Source organism: Microbacterium excoecariae, assembly GCF_011326725.1.
GTDB classification, from domain to species: domain Bacteria; phylum Actinomycetota; class Actinomycetes; order Actinomycetales; family Microbacteriaceae; genus Microbacterium; species Microbacterium excoecariae.
In genome coordinates this window covers 2,056,841-2,071,701 of record NZ_JAANCO010000001.1, presented here as the reverse complement: position 1 = coordinate 2,071,701, position 14,861 = coordinate 2,056,841, and the positions used below count along the sequence as shown (strand labels likewise).

The window sequence follows — 14,861 nt, the reverse complement described above, 5'->3', positions numbered from 1 at the left end:
CCGAATAATTCTACGAGCGATGTGGCGCCGCCGGCTCAGTCGAAGATGTCGCCGATGAGGCCGCCGAGGAGCGCCCCGCCGATGAGCCCGCCGATCATGTCTCCGCCGCCCATGCCGCCCATCCCGCCGCGGCCGCCGAAGCCGCCGCGGTAGCCCCGCATGCCGTCGTCGTACCCACCGTGACGGGAGGAGTCGATGTCGCGCTGCGCGAGCTGCATCGCCTCGTGGGCGAGCTGCGCCGCGCGGCGGGCGAGCGACTGCGCGCGCTCGCGCGTGTCTTCGTCGGCGACGAGCGTGCCCGCGTCGATGCGCACGCGCTCGGCCTCGGCCAGGCGCGTGCGCGCGTCGGCTCCCACCCAGCCGCGGTGCCCGTCGATAAGGCTGCGCGCGTGCGAGATCGCCCGGTCGGCCGCGTCCACGTCGTGGCGCACGTGGTCGATCGAGGGGATGTTGCGCTGCGCGCGCTCGCGGGCGGCGTCGAGCGCGGCGTTCTTCTCGCTGAGCGCCGCGAGCTCCGCGAACGGGTCGCTCGGGGTGCCGGCAGGGGTCACGGCGGCGAGTGCCTGCTCGAGCTCGGCGATCGCCTGGCGCACCCGGGCGGATCCGCTCTCCGCGCGCGCCTCGAGGAGATCGCCCCGGGAATCGGCGACGACGTCCGACAGGGTCGTCTGGGTGCGCATCGCCTCGATCTCGAAGTCGTCGACCGCGTCGAGGATCGTGCGCGCCCGGCGCACGGCCTCCGTCGCCGTCTCGAGGGCGACCATGGCGTCGTCGCGTCGCCCGTCCGCGCGCCGGCGCCCCGCGACCTCCGCGGAGTGCCGCGCGAACTCGAGCAGCTGTCGCGCCTCCGCGGGGTTAGCGCCGATGCGCTGGATCGCGGCAGGGGAGTACCGCTCGCCCAGCCGCGCGATGGTCTCATCGGCGCCGGGCAGCCGTTCGGCGAGCGACGCGGCCTCGGCGCGCACCCGCTCGAGGGTCTGCGGCGCCTCGCGGACCTTCTCGATGCGCTCGCGCAGCACCTCGGTCCGCTCGTCGAGCACGTCCTCCGCCCAGTCGCACAGCTGCGCGATGCGCGCGTTGCGCGTGCGGAGCTCCTCGGGGGTGTCGGGGATGTGGTCGTGGTTCAGCTGGTGTAGCTCGAAGGCCTCGCGCATATGCGTCGCGACCGCGTCGAGGCCGTCGCGCAGGTCCTTGGTCGCGGCGTCGCCGAGCTCGGCCGACGCGAACTCGAGCTCGTCGCGCGTCGTGCGGATCCGCTCGTCCGCCGCGACGAGCGCCTTCTGCGCGCGCACGGCGAGATCCGCGTCGGCGGCGTCCTGCTTCTCCTGCTCGACGCGCTTCCTCTTGCCCCAGAACACCATGCCTCGATCCTAGGCGCCCGGCCGATGGATCGGCCGGGGCGGTCCGAGCCCTGAGCGCGGACATAGGGTCGGGCGGATAGCATGGGCGGGTATGCCCGCGGCCGGACGGCGGCGGGCGCCGGCGAGTGATCAACGCACCCGCCGCATCGGATCGAGGAGTGACACGTGGCAAATCCGTTCGAGAAGCTGCTCCGCGCGGGAGAGGGACGGCTGCGGCGCCGCCTGCAGCGCGTCGTCGACGCGGTCAACGCGCTCGAGGAGGACTACGCGCAGCTCACCGACGAGGATCTGCGAAACGAGACCGCCGAGCTGCGTGCGCGCCACGAGAACGGAGAGAGCCTCGACCAGCTGATGCCTGAGGCGTTCGCCGCCATCCGCGAGGCCGCCAGCCGCACGCTCGGCATGCGGCCGTACGACGTGCAGCTCATGGGCGGCGCGGCCCTGCACCTCGGCAACATCGCCGAGATGAAAACCGGTGAGGGCAAGACCCTCGTCGCCACGCTGCCCGCGTACCTCAACGCGATCGCGGGCAAGGGCGTGCACGTGATCACGGTCAACGACTTCCTCGCCTCGTACCAGGCCGAGCTCATGGGGCGCATCTTCCGCGCCCTCGGCATGACGACGGGCGTCATCGTGTCCGGCCAGACCCCGGCGCAGCGCCGCGAGCAGTACGCCTGCGACGTGACCTACGGCACGAACAACGAGTTCGGCTTCGACTACCTGCGCGACAACATGGCGTGGCGCAAGGAGGACCTCGTCCAGCGCGAGCACTTCTTCGCCATCGTCGACGAGGTCGACTCGATCCTCATCGACGAGGCGCGCACGCCGCTGATCATCTCGGGCCCGGCCGCGGGCGAGGCCAACCGCTGGTTCGCCGAGTTCGCCAAGATCGCCCGCACCCTCGAGGAGGGCGTCGACTACGAGGTCGACCTGAAAAAGCGCACGGTCGGCGTCCTCGAGCCCGGCATCGAGAAGGTCGAGGACTACCTCGGCGTCGAGAACCTCTACGAGTCGGCGAACACGCCCCTCATCTCGTTCCTCAACAACTCGATCAAGGCGATCGCGCTGTTTAACCGCGACCAGGACTACGTCGTCATGAACGACGAGGTCATGATCGTCGACGAGCACACGGGGCGCATCCTGGCGGGCCGCCGGTACAACGAGGGCATGCACCAGGCGATCGAGGCGAAGGAGAACGTGCCGGTCAAGGCCGAGAACCAGACCCTCGCCACCGTCACGCTCCAGAACTACTTCCGCCTCTACGACAAGCTCGCCGGCATGACCGGTACGGCCGAGACCGAGGCCGCGGAGTTCATGTCGACCTACCAGCTCGGCGTGATCCCGATCCCGACGAACAAGCCGATGGTCCGCAAGGACGAGCAGGACCTGATCTACCGCACCGAGCAGGGCAAGTTCGCGCAGGTCGTCGACGACATCGCCGAACGCCACGAGACCGGGCAGCCCGTGCTCGTCGGCACGGTCAGCGTGGAGAAGAGCGAGCTGCTGTCCGCGCTGTTGTCCAAGAAGGGGATCCGCCACGAGGTCCTCAACGCGAAGAACCACGCGCGCGAGGCGGAGCTGGTCGCCCGCGCGGGACGGCTCGGATCCGTCACGGTCGCGACGAACATGGCCGGCCGCGGCACCGACATCATGCTGGGCGGCAACGCCGAGTTCCTCGCCGTCCAGGAGATGAAGTCGCGCGGCCTCGACCCCGACGAGACGCCCGACGAGTACGAGGCCGCCTGGGACGAGGTGTTCGAGTCCGTCAAGCGCACCGTCGACGCCGAGGGCGACAAGGTCCGCGAGGTCGGCGGCCTGTACGTGCTCGGCACGGAGCGCCACGAGTCCCGCCGCATCGACAACCAGCTCCGCGGGCGTTCGGGCCGTCAGGGCGACCCGGGCGAGAGCCGCTTCTACCTCTCGCTCGAGGACGAGCTCATGCGACGCTTCCGCTCGCCGCTGGCCGACGCGATGCTCGCACGCACCGATTTCGACGACTCGCAGGTCATCACGGGGCGAGCGATCACCGGCCTCATCCGCAACGCGCAGGCTCAGATCGAGTCGCGCAACGCGGAGTCGCGCAAGAACGTCCTGAAGTACGACGACGTCCTGAACCGCCAGCGCCTCGCGATCTACTCCGACCGGCGCGTCATCCTCGAGGGCGACGACATCGAGGGGCGCGTGGAGCGCTTCCGCGAGGACGCGATCACGCAGGTGATCCGCGAGCACACCGCGACCGGCCACAACGAGAGCTGGGACTTCGACGCGCTCTGGACGGAGCTCAAGGCCCTCTACCCGGTGGGCGTGACGATCGAGGAGGTTGCCGCGGAGGCCGCGGGCCGCAAGGGCGGGATCGATCAGGCGGGCCTCATCCGCGAGATCCTGAGCGACGCGCGGATCGCGTACGACGCGCGCGAGAAGGCGCTCGGCGAGAAGGCGATGCGCGAGCTGGAGCGCCGCGTCGTGCTGCAGGTGCTCGACCGCCGCTGGCGCGACCACCTGTACGAGATGGACTACCTCAAGGACGGCATCGGCCTCAGGGCCATGGCGCAGCGGGATCCGCTCATTGAGTACCAGCGCGAGGGCCACTCGATGTACGAGTCGATGATGGGCCAGATCAAGGAAGAGACCGTCGGGTACCTCTTCAACCTCGAGGTCAAGGTCGGCACCTCCGCGGACGGCGCGGAGCAGGTCGAGGCGAAGGGGCTCGAGGCGACCCCGGATGCGCCGCAGCAGCTGGCGTACTCGGCGCCCGACGAGGACGGGGCCGTCGAGGTCCGCGACGACACGGGGCAGGTGCGCAGCGGCGACACGGCGCGGGCGCAGCGGCCCGCGGGCGGATCCGCCGCGCCGCAGAACCGCGAAGAGCGGCGCCGGCAGGCCAAGAAGGACCGCGGCTAACGCGCGACGAGGGGGCCCGCGGCGGAGGGATCCGCCGCGGGCCCCGCGCGTGTCGCCCCGGGGGCTCGGGGGACCGTATCCTGGCAGGATGAACAGCCCCCGTCCCCTGGACCAGTCCTCCAAGCTCCGCAACGTTCTCTACGAGATCCGTGGCGCCGCACTGGCAGAGGCGACGCGGCTGGAGGCCGACGGGCACACGATCCTCAAGCTGAACACGGGAAACCCGGCGATTTTCGGCTTCGAGGCGCCCTACCAGATCGTGCGCGACATGCTGCGCGCGGTCCCGGCCGCGCACGGGTACAGCGACAGCCGCGGCATCGTCGAGGCGCGCCGGGCGATCGTCAGCCGGTACGAGAACGAGCCGGGGTTCCCGCGCGTCGATGTGGACGACGTCTACCTCGGCAACGGCGTGTCCGAGCTCATCACCATGACGATGCAGGCGCTGCTCGACGACGGCGACGAGGTGCTCATTCCCGCGCCCGACTACCCGCTGTGGACGGCCATGACGAGCCTCGCGGGGGGCACGCCCGTGCACTACCTCGCCGACGAGGACAACGGCTGGCAGCCCGACCTCGAGGACATTCGCGCGAAGGTCACCCCGCGCACGAAGGCCATCGTCGTCATTAACCCGAACAACCCCACGGGCGCGGTGTACTCGCGCGAGGTCCTCGAGGGCATCGTCGAGATCGCGCGCGAGAACTCCCTCCTGCTGCTCAGCGACGAGATCTACGACCGGATCCTGTTCGATGGCGCCACGCACATCCCGACCGCGTCGCTCGCGCCGGACCTGCTGTGCCTGACGTTCAACGGGCTGTCGAAGACCTACCGCGTGGCGGGGTACCGCTCCGGCTGGATGGTCATCACGGGGCCCAAGGGCCACGCGGGCGGCTTCCTCGAGGGGATCCAGGTGCTCGCCTCGACCCGGCTGTGCCCCAACGTGCCCGCGCAGCACGCCGTGCTGGCCGCCCTCACCGGAACGCAGTCGATCGACGCGCTCATCGCGGCGGACGGCCGCCTGCACGACCAGCGCGACGTCGCCTGGGAGGGCCTCAACGCCATCCCCGGCGTGAGTTGCGTCAAGCCTCAGGGGGCGCTCTACGCCTTCCCCCGCCTCGACCCGAACGTGCACGAGATCCACGACGACAAGCAGCTCATCTACGACCTTCTCGTCGCGGAGAAGATCCTGCTGGTCGAGGGCACGGGCTTCAACTGGCCGACCCCCGACCACCTCCGCGTCGTCACGCTGCCCGAGAAGCGCGTGCTCGCCGAGGCCGTGGAGCGCCTCGGCAACTTCCTCGCGTCCTATCGGCAGTAGGGGCTCAGAGCACGGCGAGGCTGGTGGCGCGCCAGCGCGCGTCGTAGCCCTCGAGGCGCAGCGCGACGGCGCGCGTGCGCAGCGGGGTCGCGACCACCGCGGTCGCCTCCACGACGCCGTCGGCGGGGTGGGAGACGTGCACAGAGCGGATCGCGTAGGTCGGCCGGAGCGCCGACTGCGCGCGGGCGCTCCGTGCACGGGCCGCGAGGTTGGCGCGGACGACGAGGGCGCGGTAGGGATCCTCCGCCAGCCAGCGGGCCAGCTGGTCGACCTCGCGGACCCCCGCGATGACCTCGAGCACGCCGCCCGCAAGCGTGGCGATGAGTGGTTCCGGATCCGGCAACGCGTCTGTGCGCGTGTGTTGCGGCGCGAACAGGTCGCGTATGTCGTTCTCGGTATGTCTGGTGCGAGCGCCAAGAGTCATCTGTTCCCCCCCGTACCGTTCGGCGATGCCCATGGATATCGGTGCCGCCTAGGACACCACGTCGGCGGCCGACGACGGGAGAGGCAGATATGCCTGTGGGCACCTCGGCGCCCGCTGCGCCCGACCGCTAGTCTCGCTCGCATGACGGACCCGACCGGGGGAGACTTCCTCGACGAGCTGGAGCGCCGCTTCGCCGAGGAGCGCGCCGCCGAGCGGCGCGCAAACCACGAGGAGGGGGAGCGGACGCGGCGCGCGGCGCGGACGCTGCGCGACCGGCTCGTGGGCCTCGCCGGCGGCGGCCGCGTCGTTCTCGAGCTCGTCGGCGAGGCGGCGGTCCCCGCGCGGGTCGTCGCGGTCGGCGCGGACTGGATCGCCGCCGAGGGGGACGACCGGGCGGGACTCGTCGCGCCGATCGACGCGGTCCTCGGCTGGCGGGGCGCGGAGCCCACCCGCGCCGCCGGACCCGAGGATCCGCTGCGCCGGCGCGCGGGGTTCGGGTACGTGCTGCGCGCGCTGACGAGGCGCCGGCAGGCGATCCGGGTGCACCGTCGCGACGGCCGCGTTGCCTTCGGCACCCCGCGCCAGGTCGGGGCGGACCACCTCGACCTCGCGCTCCACGACCTTGCGGGCACGCCGCGCGAGTCCGAGGTCACGGGCGTGGCGACCATCGCGTTCGCGGCGATTTCGTCGGTCCGGATCCCGCGGGCGGCGGACGTGCGGGAGTTGTGACGAGCGATTAGAACGGCGAGTGCGTGCCCCAGACCTCGGGCATGCTCGCGACGTTCGATTCGTGCCAGAGCGCGTGCCGGCGGCTTTCCTCGTTGCGGTCTTCGAGGTAGTCGCGCACGCTGTCCTTCTCGACGCGCCAGGCCGGCGGCGAGCCGACGCGCACGCCGCGGAGCGCGCCCTCCTCGATGAGGGCAACGACCTCGTCGGGCGCGATCGCGAGCAACTCGGCGACCGCGGAGGGCGTGAGCAGGTGCGCGCCGGGGCCTGTCGACATGCCTCCATTATGGGGCGTGCCGCGCCCGGACATCCCGCGCACGGGAGCCTGTGGATAACTTTCGGGGTGCCGCGAGAGAATCTGCCACGATCGCGGCATGGCAGCTACCGTTTCGCGGCGCCGGCGACGGCTCGATCCGCGGCTCTTCGTCGGCATCGTCCTCGTGTTGGGCTCCGTGGCGGGCGTGTGGGCGATCGTCGACGGGGCCCGTCACACGGAGCCGGTCCTCGTCGCCCGAGAGGCGCTGGTCCCGGGCCAGGCCGTCACGGCGGGCGACGTCGAGGCCGTCGATGTGCAGCTGGCCACGTCTCAGGGGGCCTACCTCACCCCCGACGACCTCGCCGACGGCGTCGTGGCCGTGCGGACCATCGCGGCGGGCGAGCTCGTCCCGGCCGCGGCCGTCGGGGCGGCCGGGACCGCCGGCACGACGACGGTCGTCGTCCGCAGTGCGCTCGAGGCTCCCGCGGGGGTCGTGCCCGGCACGCCCGTCGAGCTGTGGGCGGCGCCGCTCGTGGCCCCCGGATCGTACGGCGAGCCGATCGTGGTCGTCGAGCGCGCCGTCGTCGCGGCGGTCCTCGAGGACGACGGAGTCGTGGCCGATCCGGGATCGCGGCTGGAGCTGGTGATCGCTCGCGACGAGGTCGCGGAGGTCCTCGGACACACCGCGGGCGGATCCGCCCTCTCGGCCGTGCCCACGGCGGGCGGCGCCGGGTGAGCGTCCTCGTCGCGGTCGACCCGCCTATCGGTCCGCGCGTGGCGGAGGAGATCCGCGCGGAGGGCGTGGAGGTCGCGGCCCTCGTGCGCACGGACGAGCTCGTGGGCGCCGTGGCGGACCCGGCCTCCCGTGTGTGGGACGCGCTGCGCGAGGCCGACAGCGTTGTCGCCCCCGCGACGCGCCAGGTGCTTGCCCCCGAGGTCATCGCGATGTGCGACCGCAGCGGGGCGCGGCTCGTCATGCTCGCCGAGCGCCCGTCCGAGCGCCGTGCCGTCGCCGCGTTCGGCCTCGCCAGCCCCGTGTCGCCGGACGCGACGGGCGCGCAGATCGTCGCCGCGATCCGCGCGGAGGAGCTCGACGAACCGCGTCACGACGCCGTGGCGGAGGGGTCCGTGACGGTGGTGTGGGGTCCGCACGGGGCGCCGGGTCGAACGACCGTCGCGCTGGCGCTGGCCGCGGCGCGGGCCCGCGGCGGAGATCGCGTCGCGCTCGTGGACGCCGACACGCATGCGCCGTCCGTGGCGCAGCGTCTCGCGCTCCCGCCGGAGGCGCCCGGGTTTCCGGCCGCGTGTCGGCAGACCGACTACGGCGTCCTCGACGGCGCGGAGCTCACTCGGCTGAGCGCGCAGGTGTCGGCGGGGGACTGGGCGCTCGAGGTCCTGACCGGCATCAATCGGCCCGAGCGCTGGCCAGAGCTCTCCGCGCGGCGGGTCGCGGAGGCCCTGCAGGTCGCGCGCTCGTGGGCCGGCGTCGTCGTCGTGGATGTGGCTGCGCCCGTCGAGCGCGACGAGGAGATCGTCAGCGACATCGAGGCGCCCCGGCGCAACCAGGCGGCGCTCGCGGCGCTGTCGGCCGCCGACCGCGTGATCGCCGTGGGCCAGGCCGACCCGGTGGGCCTCGCGCGCCTCGTGCGCGGGCTGGACCAGCTCGAGGCCGCGGCGCCGCGCGCCGAGGTGATCCCCGTCGTCAACCGCGTGCGGCCGGGGCCGCTGGGGCTCGATCCCCGCGGCCAGGTCCGCGAGGCGCTCGCCCAGCACGCGGGGTCCGACGCCGTCCACCTCCTGCCGGATGATCCGGCCGCATGCGACAGGGCGCTGCGCGCGGCCGCGCCCGTCCTGCCCCGGCGCCGCGCCCCGCTCGCACACGCGGTGTCGCGGCTCGCGGCTACGCTGTAGAGGGTGTCGACCCTCAGCGATCTCCTCACCGCCCAAGACCGTCTCAGCGAGACGGACATCGAATGGCTCCACCGCGTGCACGGCGACGGCCAGCTGCTCGCCGATCTGGCCTCGGCCGACATCGTTATCTGGGGCCAGACCACGGACGATTCCTTTCAGGCCGTCGGACACGTGCGCCCGAGCGGATCCGCGACCCTCTTCTACCGCGACATCGTCGGCGAGAAGGTGCGCCCCCAGTGGCAGAGTCAGGTCCGCGAAGCCTTCCAGAGCGGGCTCATTGTCGACTCGACGAGCCCCGAGTGGTTTGAGGAGACGCCGACCCGGGTCAAGGCGGTGCCGATCGTGCGCCGCGGCGCGGACGGGCGCGCCGTGCTCGGCGTGCTGACGCGCCACACCAACCTCAGCGAGGTGCGCGCGCCGTCGCGCCAGCAGCTCACGTTCGACGAGTGCGCCGACGCGATCTTCGGCATGATCGCGACGGGCGACTACCCCGACACCACGGCGCCCATGGGGCCGCGCCGCGGCGCGCCCCGCGCGGCCGACGGCATGATCCGCCTCGACGTGGATGGCGTTGTCACCTTCGCGAGTCCCAACGGTCTGTCGGCCTTCAACCGCATCGGGTTCGTCGATGAGCTCGAGGGCGAGACGCTGTCCGACGTCGCCCGCACCATCATGCCGACCGAGCGCGATGCCTCGGCCGACGAGTCCTCGCTCCCGGTCCTCCTCACGGGGCGGTCCCCGTGGCGCAGCGACATCCAGGCGCGCGGCGTGACGGTCGCGCTGCGGATCATCCCGCTACGCGACCACGGCGAGCGCATCGGCGCGATCGTGCTCTGCCGCGACGTGAGCGAGCTGCGCAACCAGGAGCAGGAGATCATCACGAAGGACGCGACGATCCGCGAGATTCATCACCGCGTCAAGAACAACCTGCAGACCGTCGCGTCGCTGCTGCGGATCCAGGCGCGCCGCACGTCGAGCGACGAGGCGCGCGAATCGCTCCTGCAGGCGATGCAGCGCGTGGCGGCCATCGCCGTCGTGCACGACACCCTCTCCGAGGGGCTGTCGCAGAAGGTCGACTTCGACGAGGTGTTCACGCGCGTGCTGCGCCTCGTCGCGGAGGTCGCGGCGGCGCAGAACACGGTGGCGCACACGCGCAAGACCGGGACCTTCGGGACACTGCCGAGCGAGTACGCGACGCCCCTCGCCCTCGCGCTCACCGAGGTCGTCACGAACGCGGTCGAGCACGGTCTGGCGGGGCGCGAGGGCGACGTCGAGATCGTCGCCGAGCGATCCGAGCACACGCTGACCGTGCGGGTGCGCGACACGGGCAGCGGGCTGCCCGAGGGTCAGGTGGGGCGTGGGCTCGGGACGCAGATCGTCCGGACCCTCATCCAGGGGGAGCTCAGCGGATCCATCGAGTGGCAGACGATCTCCGGGACCGACACCGCGTTCGACGGCGGCACCGAGGTCGTCATCGAGATCCCGATGCGCTGGATCCGCTCCTGAGACGACGAACGCCCCGCCTCAGGCGGGGCGTTCGGTCGCGCGGAGGATCAGCTGGCGCGGCGGGCGCGCGCGGCGCGGCGCTTGAGCGCGCGGCGCTCGTCCTCGCTGAGGCCGCCCCAGACGCCCGAGTCCTGGCCGGTCTCGAGGGCGTACTGCAGGCAGACCTCGGTCACGGTGCACTGTGCGCACACGGACTTGGCCTTCTCGATCTGGTCGACGGCCGGCCCGGTGTTTCCGACGGGGAAGAACAGCTCGGGGTCGACGGTCAAACAGGCGGCTTTGTCACGCCAATCCATGTGGTGGTGCTCCTTGCGAGGTGGGGTCTTTCAGGGGAGATTCAGCGTTCATCGTCGGGTCGATTAGGCTGGATGTGCGACGGGGCTCGTGGCCACGCGCCCCACCACGCTGTGGGAAACACACCGTTAACAATTGTCATACAGGTGCCCCCGCCGATCAAGGGTTTTTCGAAATTGCCCGATCGCGAGCCGATCCCTCGGCCGGGCGCCCCCGGAAAGGCGCCCATGTCCTCTCCCTCTCTCCCTCGGGGCCGTGCGACATACCTGGCGGTGGGGCTCGTTGCGCTTGAGGCGCTCGCGCTCGCCATCGTCACCGGATGGCAGGTCGTCTGGGCCGCGTCGACGCCCGTCGCGTCGATGCCGACCGCGGTCGCGCTCATCGTGCTCTCTGCCCTCGGCGCCTTCGCGATCGCGGCGTTCGCGGTCGGCGTGTGGCGCGGGCGATCCTGGGGGCGCTCGGGCGGCATCGTCGTGCAGGTGCTGATCTTCGCGATCGCCGTCGGATCCGTCACGGGCGCGTACGCGCACTGGGGGATCGCGGCCCTGTTCGCCGCGCCCGCGATCGTCGGCTTCCTCGCGCTTCTCGGGTCCGCTCGAGAGGCGCACCCGTCCTCCCCGAGCGACTAATCGGGAATACCTCCGCCCGGGCGTCGTTGAACTTGACACGGCTCGGCTCAATATTTGAAAGTTGAGCCGTTTCGAGTCAATCTCACGAAGGGGAGGGCCATGCCCGACACCACCCAGCCCGACGACGGCGCGCGGTCGTTCGACGACTTCCTCGCGCGCTACCTGGCGTCCGAGCGCGCCCGCTCGGCGCGCTCGATCGATCTCACCCGAGTGCTCAGCGCGCGCACGATGGGCGTCGTGCAGGCCGCGGGGCGCTTCGCGCTGGAGCGCGGCCAGGCCGAGCTCGACGCGCTCCACGTGCTGTCGGGCCTCGTCTCGGAGCCCGGCATCGCGCGGGTCCTCGACGCGATCGGCGCGGATCCCGGCGAGATCGCGGCATCGGCGGAGGCCTCGCTCCCCGCGGCGGCGGCGGCCGCCGACGTCGACGCGGCCACGATGACGCCGGCGCTGCGGCGCGCGCTCCTCCAGGCTGTGCAGGTCGCGCGATCGACGGGGTCGACCTACGTGGATCCCGAGCACCTCTTCTTCGCCCTCGTTTTGGCCCCAGATGCGTCGGCCGGACGCATTCTCGAGGCGGCGGGCATCACGGCCGAGGCGCTCGTGCACGCCGCGCGGGGCGAGTCCGAGCCGGAGGCCGAGGTCCGCGAGTCGCCGCAGGCCGCCGAGCCCACCGCGCTCGAGCGGTACGGCACCGATCTGACCGAGCGTGCACGTCAGGGCCTGATCGACCCCGTCATCGGCCGCGACGCGGAGATCGAGCAGGCGATCGAGATCCTCGCGCGCCGCACGAAGAACAACCCCGTGCTCGTCGGCGAGGCCGGAGTCGGCAAGACCGCGATCGCCGAGGGGCTCGCGCGCAGGATCTCGGCGGGCGAGGTGCCGGCGGCGCTCGCCGAGGCGCGCGTGGTGAGCCTCGACATCGCCGGGATGCTCTCCGGCGCCCGCTACCGCGGCGACTTCGAGGAGCGCCTGACGTCGACGCTGGCGGAGGTCGCCGAGGCCGAGGGGCGCGTGGTGCTCTTCATCGATGAGCTCCACACGATCGTCGGCGCGGGCGGCGGGGAATCCGGCGCCATCGACGCGGGCAACATCCTCAAGCCGCGCCTCGCGCGCGGCGAGCTGCGTCTCATCGGCGCCACGACGCTCACGGAGTTCCGCCGGATCGAAAAGGACCCCGCGCTCGCGCGCCGCTTCCAGCAGGTGCGCGTGGGCGAGCCGGGCATCGACGACGCGATCGCGATCCTCGGGGGGCTCCGCGAGGCGTACGAGCGCCATCACGGGGTGCGGTTCACCGATGAGGCCCTGGCCGCGGCCGTGACGCTCGGCGCGCGCTACCTTCCCGAACGCGTGCTGCCCGACAAGGCGATCGACCTGATCGATCAGGCGGGCGCCCGGCGCCGCCTGCGGACGGGCCCGGCGGCGCGCCCGGACGATCTGCGCGCGCGCCGGGCCGACCTCGACGAGGCGAAGCGCGACGCGGTCGCGGCGGAGCGGTACGAGGACGCCTCGCGGATCCGCGACGAGATCGTGGCGGTCGAGGCGGAGCTGGCGAGCGCCGATGCCGCGGTGCCGGTCGTGGGCGCCGACGAGATCGCGGGCGTCGTCAGCCGCCTCACGGGGATCCCCGCGGGCCGCATCGGCGCCGCCGATCGCGAGCGCCTCGCCGGCCTCGAGGAGGAGCTGCACCGCCGGGTCGTCGGCCAGGACGAGGCCGTGGCGGCCGTCGCGCGCTCCGTGCGGCGCAGCCGGACGGGCATGGCGGATCCGCGCCGGCCGGACGGATCCTTCCTCTTCCTCGGGCCCACCGGCGTCGGCAAGACCGAGCTCGCGAAGGCCCTGGCGGCCAGCCTGTTCGACGACGAGGCGGCCGTCGCGCGCTTCGACATGAGCGAGTACTCGGAGAAGCACACGGTCAGCCGGCTCGTCGGGGCCCCTCCCGGGTACGTGGGCCACGACGAGGCCGGGCAGCTCACGGAGCGCGTGCGCCGCAACCCGTACTCCGTCGTCCTCTTCGACGAGATCGAGAAGGCGCACCCCGACGTGTTCACGCTGCTCCTGCAGGTCCTCGAGGACGGCCGCCTGACCGACGCGCAGGGCCGGACCGTCGACTTCCGGAACACCGTGGTCATCATGACCTCGAACATCGGCAGCGAGTTCCTGACCGCGCGGCAGGGCGCGATCGGGTTCTCCCGTGCGGGGGCCGACGCGGATTCGGACGACCTGCGGGCGCGCGTGATGGGGCGGCTGCGCGAGACGATGCGGCCCGAGCTCATCAACCGCATCGACGAGATCGTGCTGTTCCGCCGGCTCGAGGGCGAGCAGCTCGCCCGCATCGTCGAGCTCCTTCTGGAGGCGACGCGCGCGCGGGCGGCGGCGCAGGGCGTCGACCTCGTCGTCAGGCCCGCGGCGGTGGCGTGGCTCGCCGAGCACGGCCACGAGCCCGAGTTCGGGGCCCGCCCGCTCCGGCGCCTGATCCAGCGCGAGGTCGACGATCGCCTCGCCGACCTGCTCGTCGCGGGCGCGCCGCGCGAGGTCGTGGTCGACGCCGGGCCGCACGGCCTGAGCGTCGACGACGCCACCGAGGCCCAGGCGGCGTGAGCAATATGCGCGGTGAGAGCGAGCGATATGTCGCTGTCGGGGTCACTGATCGCGGCACAATGCGGTGAATGTTCACTCCGCGTTCAGCGGTCTGACAGAACGGCCGCATAGGTTTGATCCTGCTGTGAACGGCCCCGGGGGAGTGCTCCTCCCGGGGCCGTTGGGTTTTTCGGGGCGAGGCCCGCGCGTCAGACGAGCAGGTACAGGGCCCCGACGACCGTCAGCCCGATCACGATCGCATCGAACAGGCGCTGGCTGAGGCGCGTCACGGCCCAGCGCCCGATGGCGGCCCCGACGAGCACCGGAACGACGAGGAGGGCGTCCATCGCGAGGGTCGTCGGGGTGATGAGGCCGAGGCCGATCGAGAACGGCACCTTCGTCACGTTGACGATCGCGAAGAACCACGCCGCCGTGCCGAGGAACGCCTCCATCGAGAAGCGCGAGGCGAGGAAGTACATCGACATCACGGGCCCGCCCGCGTTCGCGACCATGGTGGTGAACCCGCCGAGGGAGCCGTAGAGGGCGCGGGCCCCCGCGCCCGAGCCGACGCGCTCGGCGGACGCCCTCCGGCGCCAGAGGGTGAGCGCGATGAGCCCCAACAGCACGATGCCGATCGTCCGCCTCACCCACGCATCGTCGGCGAGAGCGAGGAAGACGACGCCCGCGAGCAGCCCGACGATGACGGAGGGCGCGAGGCGCACGAGCGCGCGCCAGTCCGCGTGGCGGCGGTAGAGCCACAGCGCGAGCGCGTCTCCGACGATGAGGAGCAGGAGCATCGCGCCGGTCGACTCTTTCGCCGGCAGCACGCTCGCGAACAGGGCGATGCCCAGCGTGTTCGCGCCCGGCAGCCCGGTCTTGGATACGCCGATCGTGAGCGCGCCGATGGCCAGCGCGGCCCAGGCGACGGCGCCGAGGTCAGGAAGGATCACGAGCGACCACG

13 protein-coding genes are annotated in these 14,861 nt (G+C 72.3%); 8 read left to right on the top strand and 5 right to left on the bottom strand.

The annotated features are described in order from the left end of the window. Window positions 1-35 precede the first annotated feature (35 nt). Window positions 36-1,361 (bottom strand): coiled-coil domain-containing protein, encoded by a 1,326-nt coding sequence (locus G8E01_RS09590; RefSeq protein WP_166319025.1) that lies wholly within the window; start codon window positions 1,359-1,361, stop codon window positions 36-38. A gap of 165 nt (window positions 1,362-1,526) precedes the next feature. Between G8E01_RS09590 and secA the strand changes: the two genes are divergently transcribed. Together secA and G8E01_RS09580 are read left to right on the top strand one after the other, a co-directional pair. Continuing rightward, window positions 1,527-4,262, top strand: a complete 2,736-nt coding sequence (gene secA, locus G8E01_RS09585; RefSeq protein WP_166319022.1) for a preprotein translocase subunit SecA — start codon at window positions 1,527-1,529, stop codon at window positions 4,260-4,262. Window positions 4,263-4,350: 88 nt separating this feature from the next. Further along, window positions 4,351-5,577 carry a pyridoxal phosphate-dependent aminotransferase gene (locus tag G8E01_RS09580; protein WP_166319019.1) on the top strand — a complete coding sequence of 409 codons (1,227 nt, stop codon included), beginning with the start codon at window positions 4,351-4,353 and terminating at the stop codon, window positions 5,575-5,577. Window positions 5,578-5,581: 4 nt separating this feature from the next. Here the strand turns inward: G8E01_RS09580 and G8E01_RS09575 are convergent, their stop codons facing one another. Beyond that, the gene (locus G8E01_RS09575; RefSeq protein ID WP_166319016.1) at window positions 5,582-6,001 is read right to left on the bottom strand and encodes an Rv3235 family protein; all 420 of its coding nucleotides are present in this window, start codon (window positions 5,999-6,001) and stop codon (window positions 5,582-5,584) included. A gap of 141 nt (window positions 6,002-6,142) precedes the next feature. Here G8E01_RS09575 and G8E01_RS09570 point away from each other — a divergent pair, with 141 nt between their 5' ends. Then, window positions 6,143-6,730 carry a hypothetical protein gene (locus tag G8E01_RS09570; protein WP_166319013.1) on the top strand — a complete coding sequence of 196 codons (588 nt, stop codon included), beginning with the start codon at window positions 6,143-6,145 and terminating at the stop codon, window positions 6,728-6,730. Window positions 6,731-6,737: 7 nt separating this feature from the next. Here G8E01_RS09570 and G8E01_RS09565 read toward each other — a convergent pair whose 3' ends face one another. Next, window positions 6,738-7,004 carry a helix-turn-helix domain-containing protein gene (locus G8E01_RS09565; RefSeq protein WP_166319010.1) on the bottom strand — a complete coding sequence of 89 codons (267 nt, stop codon included), beginning with the start codon at window positions 7,002-7,004 and terminating at the stop codon, window positions 6,738-6,740. 97 nt (window positions 7,005-7,101) lie between these two features. Here G8E01_RS09565 and G8E01_RS09560 point away from each other — a divergent pair, with 97 nt between their 5' ends. From G8E01_RS09560 to G8E01_RS09550, 3 genes are read left to right on the top strand one after another with little or no spacing between them, the layout of a single operon-like run. Beyond that, entirely contained in the window at window positions 7,102-7,719 is a 618-nt protein-coding gene (locus G8E01_RS09560; protein ID WP_166319008.1) for an SAF domain-containing protein, read from the top strand. Beyond that, window positions 7,716-8,894 carry a nucleotide-binding protein gene (locus G8E01_RS09555; protein WP_166319005.1) on the top strand — a complete coding sequence of 393 codons (1,179 nt, stop codon included), beginning with the start codon at window positions 7,716-7,718 and terminating at the stop codon, window positions 8,892-8,894. Before G8E01_RS09560 ends, G8E01_RS09555 begins: the two co-directional genes overlap by 4 nt. A 3-nt stretch (window positions 8,895-8,897) precedes the next feature. After that, window positions 8,898-10,400 (top strand): histidine kinase N-terminal domain-containing protein, encoded by a 1,503-nt coding sequence (locus G8E01_RS09550; RefSeq protein WP_166319002.1) that lies wholly within the window; start codon window positions 8,898-8,900, stop codon window positions 10,398-10,400. Window positions 10,401-10,447: 47 nt separating this feature from the next. Here G8E01_RS09550 and G8E01_RS09545 read toward each other — a convergent pair whose 3' ends face one another. Further along, the gene (locus tag G8E01_RS09545; RefSeq protein ID WP_155047469.1) at window positions 10,448-10,696 is read right to left on the bottom strand and encodes a WhiB family transcriptional regulator; all 249 of its coding nucleotides are present in this window, start codon (window positions 10,694-10,696) and stop codon (window positions 10,448-10,450) included. Window positions 10,697-10,966: 270 nt separating this feature from the next. Here G8E01_RS09545 and G8E01_RS09540 point away from each other — a divergent pair, with 270 nt between their 5' ends. Continuing rightward, window positions 10,967-11,323 carry a histidine kinase gene (locus G8E01_RS09540; RefSeq protein ID WP_338100786.1) on the top strand — a complete coding sequence of 119 codons (357 nt, stop codon included), beginning with the start codon at window positions 10,967-10,969 and terminating at the stop codon, window positions 11,321-11,323. Window positions 11,324-11,422: 99 nt separating this feature from the next. Beyond that, window positions 11,423-13,921, top strand: a complete 2,499-nt coding sequence (locus G8E01_RS09535; protein WP_166318996.1) for an ATP-dependent Clp protease ATP-binding subunit — start codon at window positions 11,423-11,425, stop codon at window positions 13,919-13,921. Window positions 13,922-14,109: 188 nt separating this feature from the next. Here the strand turns inward: G8E01_RS09535 and G8E01_RS09530 are convergent, their stop codons facing one another. Beyond that, window positions 14,110-14,847: a sulfite exporter TauE/SafE family protein gene (locus G8E01_RS09530; protein ID WP_338100811.1), complete on the bottom strand. Its 738-nt coding sequence runs from the start codon at window positions 14,845-14,847 to the stop codon at window positions 14,110-14,112. Window positions 14,848-14,861 lie beyond the last annotated feature (14 nt).